The organism is Chitinophaga sp., assembly GCF_036566945.1.
Classification (GTDB): domain Bacteria; phylum Bacteroidota; class Bacteroidia; order Chitinophagales; family Chitinophagaceae; genus Chitinophaga.
On sequence record NZ_DATCVJ010000666.1, the window covers coordinates 1 to 9495 of the forward strand.

Below are 9495 nucleotides of genomic sequence, written 5' to 3' on the forward strand. Positions count from 1 at the left end.
CCTGAATACGGGAAACGGCGCCGGTGAAATATTTATCAACTGTTGCCTGGTTGATACCCAGTATTTCAAAGATCTGTGCACCCTGGTAAGATTGCAGGGTAGAGATGCCCATCTTGGAGAATACCTTGAGGAGACCATCACAAACTGCTTTAATATAATTCTTTTTCAGTTTGTCTACATCCAGCGCAGTATCCAGCTTGTTGTTCAGCTTCATATCGCGTATGGTGCTGAGTGCCAGATATGGGTTGATGGCAGTTACGCCAAAGCCCAACAGGCAAGCAAAGTGGTGTACTTCCCACACATCACCGGCTTCAACAATCAGTCCTACCTGGCCACGGTAACCCTTGCGGATCAGGTGGTGGTGAACGGCGGAAGCAGCCATGATAGAAGGAATCGCAGCATGTTCGGAGTCGATGGCGCGGTCAGACAGAATGATTACTTCAAAACCATCTTCCACAGCATCTACGGCATAGCGGCAAAGGCGGGCCAATCCTTTTTCCAGGGAGCCGGGCTTACCGTCTGCCTTGAAATAAGTATGCAATGTTTTGGCCTGGAATAAACCGGTGTCGATACTGCGTATCTTCTCCAGTTCATGGTTGTTGAGGATCGGATGACGCAAGGCCAGTCCATGGCAATGCAACGGATCTTCATTCAGCAGATTACCATTGTTGCCCACAAAAGTAGCCAGCGACATTACCAGTCTTTCCCGGATAGGATCAATTGGCGGGTTAGTTACCTGTGCAAACAGCTGTTTGAAATAGTTACACAGATGTTGTGGCTGGTTGCTCAGTACTGCCAGCGGGGTATCTGTACCCATAGAGCCAACAGGTTCTTTGCCATCAATCGCCATAGGGGCAATGATGTGATCCAGGTCTTCTGTGCTATAACCGAATGCGCGCTGGTATTTAAAGATCTGGTCATGTTCCAGGTGAGTAAAGGTTACTCTTGGTTCAGGCAGTTCTTCCAGGCGGATCTTATATTTATTCAGCCACTCGCCGTATGGTTGCTGAGAGCAGATTTGTTGTTTCAGCTCTTCATCACCAATGATACGGCCCTGTTCCATGTCTACGATAAACATTTTACCAGGTTGCAGACGGCCTTTTTCTTTGATGTTTTTTGGATCGATGGGTAATACACCGGCTTCAGAAGCCATGATTACGCGATCATCTTTCGTTACCACGAAGCGGCTCGGACGTAACCCGTTACGGTCGAGGGTAGCGCCAATGATTTTACCATCGGTGAAAGAAATGGAAGCGGGTCCGTCCCATGGCTCCATGAGAGAAGCATGGTATTCGTAAAACGCTTTCTTTTCTTCGCCCATATCTTCATTACCATCCCAGGCTTCCGGTACCAGCATCATCATTACATGCGGTAAAGAGCGGCCGGTCATGGTGAGCAGTTCAATCACGTTATCAAGACTGGCAGAATCGGATTGGCCTTCTTCCACAATTGGAAGCAGCATTTCCATTTCTTCAGTAGTGAAAAACTTAGACACGAAGTCCCTTTCGCCGGCGCGGAGCCAGTTGAGGTTACCTTTCAGTGTATTGATTTCGCCATTGTGTGCAATGTACCGGTAAGGATGCGCCAATCTCCAGCTAGGGAAAGTGTTGGTCGCAAACCGGGAGTGGATGAGAGCAAAGGCGGATACCATTTTCTCATCACTCAGGTCTGTATAATAATGACGCACCTGGTAAGTGGTCAGCTGACCTTTGTATACAATTGTTTTATAAGAGAGCGATGCAATATAGAACAGTGACTTCTCTTTAGGTACTGTATTGCGAACCGTTTTAGAAACGTAATTGCGGAGCACAAATAATTTGCGCTCAAAAATTTCCGGATCACTGATATGATAAGGACAGGCGATAAATACCTGTTCAATTTCCGGTTCTACAGAAAGGGCTGTTTCGCCGATACCATCCGGGCGTACCGGTACTTTGCGGTAACCTAGAATTTCCAGGCCCAATTTCTCTGCGCTGCGTTGAAATATCTCACGACACTCTTCACGCCAGCGTGGTTCTTTCGGAAAGAAGACCATGCCTACACCGTATTTCCCAAATTCCGGCAGGCGAATACCCAATTTCAGGCACTCATCGTACAGAAACTCGTGTGGCGTTTGAAACAGTATTCCTGCACCATCTCCCGTGTTTTGCTCACAACCGCAGGCTCCGCGGTGTTCCATGTTTTCCAGCATGGTTAAGGCATCACGAATGATATGGTGGGATTTACGACCCTTAATATGGGCTGTAAAACCTGTTCCGCAGGCATCATGTTCAAATTCCGGACGGTATAAACCTTGCGTTTGCTTCACTTCATCCATTTGGTTTAGATTTTTTGCTTTGGCACACTCCCCCCTTTGACTTACGCCGCGGGTATGGTGTACGATATAATTCGGGAACGGTTTAAAGATACTAAAGGAACGCGGTATTTTTTGTATAAACTTTTGTTAGACGGTTAAAATTTAGAAAAAAATAAAAAGATGACGTTCTTTGTTAGAATATTTGAAAAAATGAAAGCTCCCGGAGGTGAATTGGGGTGGTTAAAGAGGGACATATGGAAGGGTTGAAGAGCCAGCTCAAAAGCGAGGGGGTATATGGTTGTATGGCAAATAATTATAATAATATTGCGCTGATTCAGGGAAGTTGCGTGTTTGCACCGGAAAGAAAACCGGCGAAAAAAGGAAGGGCCAACCAAAGCATACTTTGGTTGGCCCTAACGGGTAATATTTTATTGAGTGCTAATTACAAGCTAAGCCATGGACCATAACCATTGGCTTTTGTCCAGGTTCGTTGAATCAGATTGTCACTAGGCCCTTTTACAAAGATATCCATAGACAAGGAGTCCGGAGCAGCTACAGCAGGTGCTGAATAAATGCTGGAGCCAATACGGTTCCAACTTTTCCAGCTGTCGGTAACTGACCAATTGGTGGTAATAAGCTGATGGTTACTGCCTAAAGCAAAAATATCCACATTAGAATATCCTCTTGCAACAGCAGCCGGTGCGGAATAAATAGAACCGCCCAAATTGCCCCATACCGTTCCATCACTTTCTTTTGTCCATATTCCCTGTACCAGATGATTGGTGGCATCCTGCGCATACATCTCTATTGAGTTGGGGTATCTGGAAGCACTGGTTGCAGCTGAAGATACAGACATCACAAAACTTTGCCACTCGTGCCAGCCCTCTCCTTCTACATAATATCTGGTTTGCAAAACGTCATTAGTACCTTTTACCAGTACGTTGATAAAATCGGCACCTCTGGATGCAGCATTGGGAGCTGAAAAGAAGTAACCACCAAGGTTTGACCACTGACTCCATCCGCTGCCTGGCGTCCAGGTCTTGTAGATAAGGTTATTGGTAGCTCCTTTCGCAAAAACAGCAATATTGTTTTCATCGCGGGAGGTGGCGGAAGGATCTGAGGTAAGCGTTCCGCCCAGGTCTGTCCAGTCAGACCAGCCGGTACCAGGTACGTATACTTTCTCCAGCAGTGTATTGTCCTTGCTTCTTAGGAATAAGTGCAACTCTTTGGTGCCTTTTCTGTAGGTAGCAGTAGGAACACTAAAATTACCGGATGGATTGCCATAAAACTGATTTAAGGCAACTACGTCATTAGGATTGAACGGATGATCCTCATTATTCAGACAGCCGGACATCCAGCTGAAAGCCGCTCCACTGGTAGGTGTGCCATCAATCTTAATAAGATCTACCTGCGTATCGTTGGCTTTAGCTACTTGTGTATAAGTACAATGGTAAAGATTGTCTGCATAGGTAGTATGTCTTAGCCCTATAGCATGGCCGATTTCATGCGCAATTAATGTAGCCAGCCGTTTTTCATCGAGGTTTGCTCCCAGCGCGGTTACGTCCAGGGTTACCGGACTGGATGGAGTTCTGGAAACTGCGGGATAGGCCAGGGTTAATGCTTGTGGGCCACCCAGTTTTCCATCTTTAATTTCAATATCTGCTGTTGAACTATTGGCTACTTTTTTAAATGTAATACTCAGATTAAGCGCATTATATCTTGCAATGGCAAGATCCAAAGCATTTAGGTAAGCGGTTGGCAAACCTGTCGCTGAGATATTGATGGTGCGGGGTAATGCTGTCAGGGTATAAGATAGCTTGTATTGGTCAGCCTCAGCGATAAATAAAGCAGTATATCCTTGTTTGTTTGCAAGATCGTTGTCGGTTAAGAAAAGATCACCCTCTACCACGTAGCCTCCATTTAGCTTTATGGCATTTAGCGTATCAAAGCCCAAAGCATTGATTTTGCCCATAGTAGAAGAAGGTATTTTTGTGTCATCTACCGGGGTAGTAGGGTCTTTCGTGCACGCCGACAGAAAAACTGCACCTGCGGCTACGCAGGAAAAAAGTTTAGTGTTGAAATTCATTATTGAAGTTATTAATCGTTTGACAATTAAAAGGGTTAATTGTATAAGTATAGGAATTGGTTATCGATAACACAAATGACAATTGCCAGTCAAAAGTAGCCGAAAAATAAAAGCATAAAAAAAATATATGCCTGCTGTTTCCCTCTTTAGCATGTAATCATCGTTTTCCCGCAGCAGAGAAAGGGAGGCTAAACCTGCGGCCCCAACAATTTATATACCTTATGTAAAAAAAATTGCTTATCAAGAAGATATTTGGAATAATTTTTTTCCCAGCCCCGCCCCAATTTGTCTAGCCGTTCTGGACCCAGGGTATTTAAACCGTAGCCAGATGAAACACTTGAATGAAAACCCCATTGGATTATGGTTCAAACTGAAAAATAGTCTTCCCGTTTGTAATCTGGACCCGTAAGGGCTCGCCCAATAAACTCTCGTTTTGCATTCTGTCCAGCGCTGTTACTACATAGGTATATGTTTTCCCTTTTACGTAGGAAATGTCTTTATATACCGGATCGGGCATCTGATCCAGAATTGAGAGGATTTTCGTAGGGTCGCTGACGTTAATCGCTTCATTTTGCTCAAAACGATACAGCACATATTGTTTTGTATGCCCACTGGTATCATCATCTGTCCAGTGTATTTCAAGTCCACCGGGACGCTCGAAGGCATCGATGAAATAAGGTGCTTCCGGTGTCTGTTTCGGCAACCACGACATAATGGGTCTTAGTGCCGGATATTTGTAAACACCGTTGCGTAGCAGGGTTTCTACGCCGAGCGGGTTGCCCCTGAAAGAGGCGGCACTATAAAAAATACTCCCCTGAACAGTATTCAATGTTCTGGCTTCTTCTACCTGGGAAGGTATTTCGCCGGGGTTTTTCCAGGCTGCATTACTGTTAATACGGTATACGCCATGACCAATATACACCTGTCGTCCGTAGCCATGTTGCCCCCACCAGTTCAACAATATTTCATAATCCACCAGCCGGTGGCCCCGCTCCCAGTACAATTGAGGTGCAACATAGTCGATCCAGCCATTTTTCAACCATTTGAGAATATCTGCATAAAGGTCATCATAGTTGGTTTGACCGCCTTTGGTATAAGAACCTTCCGGATCTTTGTCTTTATTCCGCCAAACGCCAAATGGACTAATCCCGAATTTTACCCATGGCTTTTCTGCTTTGATGGCAACACTCAATAACTTTATAATAGCATCCACATTGGCGCGGCGCCAATCGTCTTTCATCATGTTATTGCCATACTGGCGGTAAGAGTTGTTATCCGGAAATTCTTTTCCAGGTGCGCGATACGGGTAGAAGTAATCATCGAAGTGTATGGCATCGATATCGTATCGTTTTACCACATCACGGATCACCATCGTAACATATTCACGTACTTCCGGAATACCCGGATCAAAATATTTTTTGCCATCGTAGGTGAGAAACCATTGTGGTTTCAGGCGGGTAATATGATTGGCAGCCACGCTGCTGCGGCTTACATTGAATACGGCCCGGTAAGGGTTAAACCAGGCATGAAATTCCATGCCGCGTTTATGCGTTTCCTCTACCATGAATTGTAAAGGATCGTAGTATGGATTAGGCGCCTGGCCCTGCACACCGGTAAGGTATTCGGACCAGGGTTCATATGGTGAGGCATAAAAAGCATCAGTAGCCGGACGCACCTGTACCACCACGGCATTCATGCCATTGCGTTGCTGCTGATCAAGTAAAGCGATGAACTCCTGCTTTTGTTGTTCTGTACTCAGCCCGCGTCGGGATGGCCAGTCAATATTTTCAACAGTGGCTATCCAAACGGCCCTTAATTCGCGTTTAGGTGGCAATTGCGCCCATGCCTGCTGCATCAGAATGATCCATAGAATTATACCTGCTATAAATTGCTTCAACATCTGCCTTACTTTTAACCGTAAGATGCGAAAATAGCAAAAACCGGGGCTGATGCGATACAAATCTGTGATTCTTATGAAGATAGATTGTTTATTCCTTTTCTACCTTCACCTTCATTACCGGCGCTTTATAATCATCCGCGAGGTATTCAGGCGGCACAGTACTCGTATTTCCATCTCTGTGTGCAAAAAAATGCGGCGACATAATTTCTACACCGGCGGCATTAAAATGATCCTGAATGTTTCGGTGCAGGTCTGAATAAAGCAGCGCCATTTTATGTGAATGATCGGTGTACACATTGATTTCATAGGCAATGGAAAAATCATTCAGGCTGGTTTGTAATACAAAGGGTGCTTTGTCTTTCAAAACACCATCTGTTGCCATGGCAGCGCTGATCAGCATTTCGTGTACCTTTTTCCAGGGAACGTCATAACCAATCGTGACGGTGGTATGTAGTATCAACCCCAGGTCTTTACTGGAAGTAGTGAAGTTGATGGTATGGCCGTTTAAGATGCTGGCATTGGGTACGGTGATTTCTTCATTTTTTATAGTGCGCAACCGGGTCACCAGCAGGTTTTTTTCAATCACATCGCCGGTGATCTCTCCTATTTTCACGCGGTCGCCGATTTTAAAGGGACGCATATACGTAATGACAAAGCCGGCAATTACATTTGAAATGGCGGAGGAAGAGCCTAAAGAAAAAAGAATACCCAGGAAAACAGATACGCCCTGGAATATTTTTGAGTCGGAACCAGGCAGATAAGGGAATATCACCACAAACATAAACGCATATAGCAGGAACTTAACGCCACTGGCCGTGGGGGCTGCCCAATCGGGATAGAAGCCCCTGATGGTTAAGTTACCAGCGGCAATTTCTCCTGCCAGGTAATTCACCAGTTTTACCAGGTATCGGGTAATAAAGTATATCACCAGTATGGTGAGTAATTTAGGGAGATATTGAACAAAGCTATGGAAGATGGATTTAACCGGAGATAATGTCCAGTCGATGAGTTTATCGGCGATGCCTTCTGTCCAGGGGAAGATACTGAACACAAAAGGTAAGGTGATATAGAAAATGAACAGGATAGAGATGATCCGTGCGATGCGCAGCACGTTAAACACAATGCCAATCTGCTTTTGCTGGTTCAGTAAGGCGTATTCTTTTACTTTTACGCCTTTGAAAAAACGGTCCTTATCGGTTACTATTTTTTTGCGTAGCCATTTGAAAAAACGGTTGATACCATATACGATAGTGGAGAATACAACGATGATCAATAGCAGCCAGCCTAAGCGGATGAGGACACTCTGAAGACTGTGATCTTTTTTATCCTGCTCCACTGCCTTTTTGATGGCCACCACATAGCTCTGTGCTACTTCCATTTTATCCTGGTTAAGCCACAGTGCATCATCGTCTGTTACGCTTAGCAGTACCAGATCATTATAGGTAACATCTATATTGTTTTCGTTTTGTATAGTCCGGATGGAGTCTGCAGAAAAAAACGGATCGTCTGAGAGTTGTGCCAGTTTGCGGTTAATATTTTCCGCTCTGTCGCTGGGCTGCAGTGGCCCCAGTTTATTGTAAATATAAAAGAGCGTATCGCCGAAAGGCACTACCGGAATGCCGTTATGAGTGGCTCTGAGCTGATTGATACGTAGCTGGTTGGCTACTTTTTTCAGAGAGTCGGCCTGTTGGAAGGAGTTGAGTTTTTCCTGAAGCTCTTTTTTCCTGGCGTCGTTATCGTTGCTTTGCAGGAGTTGTTGCTGCAGCGCTTTTTTTTGTGCTTCGTCTGCTTTTTGCAGGGAATCATTTTCCCGGAGCAGGCGGGTGGTCAGTACCAGTTGTGTATTTGCCACCGAATCGCGGACGGCCTTGCTACTATCCGTTTGCGCAGGACAAAATATGGTGATACTAACCAGTATACCAGTGAAGAGGAGGGTAAAAACAATTCTCATTCCCGAAGCTTTTGTTTAAAGTACGGAAAATTCGCGTAGCAGCAGCCCGCTAAGAAGGTAAAAATTTATAAAGGGAGAAAAGCGCTATACCTTTCTTTTGGTATACTGGCTGTAGTCCGGCAAGGTGGCTTCATATTCCTGGTGCATCAGCGGTGATGTGAGCAGAAAGTCGGCAGATGCGCGATTGCTGGCCATCGGGATATTCCACACTACGCCCAAACGAAGTAATGCTTTGATATCTGGATCATGCGGCAATGCTTCCATAGGATCCCAGAAGAAAATAATGACATCCAGTTCGCCGGTGGCTACCAGGGCGCCAATTTGTTGATCGCCGCCCAGGGGGCCACTCAGTAATTTTCTGACAGATACGTCGAGCGCCTGTTCTATCAGCAGCCCGGTAGTGCCGGTAGCGTATAGTTCATGGCGGCTTAATACCGTTTTATTATAAATGGCCCATTCAATCAGTTCTGCTTTCTTATGGTCATGAGCAATCAGGGCGATTCTTTTGCGTGCTTTTAATACTTTCGTTGTTTGCATATCTGTTACAAAAGTAATAAGTGCCCGCAATAAAATAATGTTTTAATGCCTTTCGTTGGTGTCCAGTGTGGCCAGGTCGCGGTCAAAAATATAAAGACCACCTTTATCCTCTCCTATAAGCTTTAATTTATCCAGGATATGCCGCGCCAGGCGTTCTTCTTCAATCTGTTCTGTTACATACCATTGCAAAAAGTTATGGGTAGCATAGTCCTTTTCGCTGAGGCACATATCTACCAGGTTGTTAATTTCTTTGGATACGGCCAGTTCATGGCTAAAAACCTGTTCAAAAATTTCATGAATGTTTTTGAACTTCACGGTGGGCTGTTTCAGCGCAGGTACCAGGCCATGTCCGCCACGCTCATTAATGAATTTCAACAGTTTGAGCATATGTGTGCGCTCTTCATCGGAGTGGCGATATAGGAACTGAGCTACCCCATTAAAGCCTTCCACTTCCGACCAGGAAGCCATGGCAAGATAATATTGGGAAGAGGCTGCTTCCATTTCTACCTGTTGATTCAGCGCAGACTGGATTTTCGGCGAGAGTTCTTTCAATAACATGATGAAAAATTTGTATACTGGTGAAGATTGAGATGGGACGGGGATATCAATGACGCCTATGACCGGATTGTTAATTTCGATAGCACACGTTTAGATGCATCCCTAAATTCTGCCCGAAAAATGTTACCTTTGCATAAGTAAATTAGGATAAAATGATTAAAACAGGA

At 45.0% G+C, this 9495-nt stretch carries 6 protein-coding genes; all 6 read right to left on the reverse strand.

Annotation, left to right across the window (positions count from 1 at the left end; genetic code table 11):
- On the reverse strand, positions 1–2317 hold a 2317-nt coding region (locus tag VIP81_RS20275), incomplete at its 3' end, for a glutamate synthase central domain-containing protein (RefSeq protein WP_331965393.1).
- A 421-nt stretch (positions 2318–2738) separates the two neighbouring features.
- A complete protein-coding gene (locus VIP81_RS20280) occupies positions 2739–4382 on the reverse strand; it encodes a M57 family metalloprotease (protein ID WP_331965396.1) in 1644 nt (547 codons plus the stop codon).
- A 358-nt stretch (positions 4383–4740) separates the two neighbouring features.
- Positions 4741–6282: a glycoside hydrolase family 10 protein gene (locus tag VIP81_RS20285; RefSeq protein ID WP_331965399.1), complete on the reverse strand. Its 1542-nt coding sequence runs from the start codon at positions 6280–6282 to the stop codon at positions 4741–4743.
- Between the two features lie 88 nt (positions 6283–6370).
- The gene (locus tag VIP81_RS20290) at positions 6371–8233 is read right to left on the reverse strand and encodes a mechanosensitive ion channel family protein (RefSeq protein WP_331965402.1); all 1863 of its coding nucleotides are present in this window, start codon (positions 8231–8233) and stop codon (positions 6371–6373) included.
- Between the two features lie 84 nt (positions 8234–8317).
- Positions 8318–8800: a methylglyoxal synthase gene (locus VIP81_RS20295; RefSeq protein WP_331965405.1), complete on the reverse strand. Its 483-nt coding sequence runs from the start codon at positions 8798–8800 to the stop codon at positions 8318–8320.
- A 12-nt stretch (positions 8801–8812) separates the two neighbouring features.
- Positions 8813–9328, reverse strand: a complete 516-nt coding sequence (locus tag VIP81_RS20300) for a ferritin (RefSeq protein ID WP_331965408.1) — start codon at positions 9326–9328, stop codon at positions 8813–8815.
- Positions 9329–9495 lie beyond the last annotated feature (167 nt).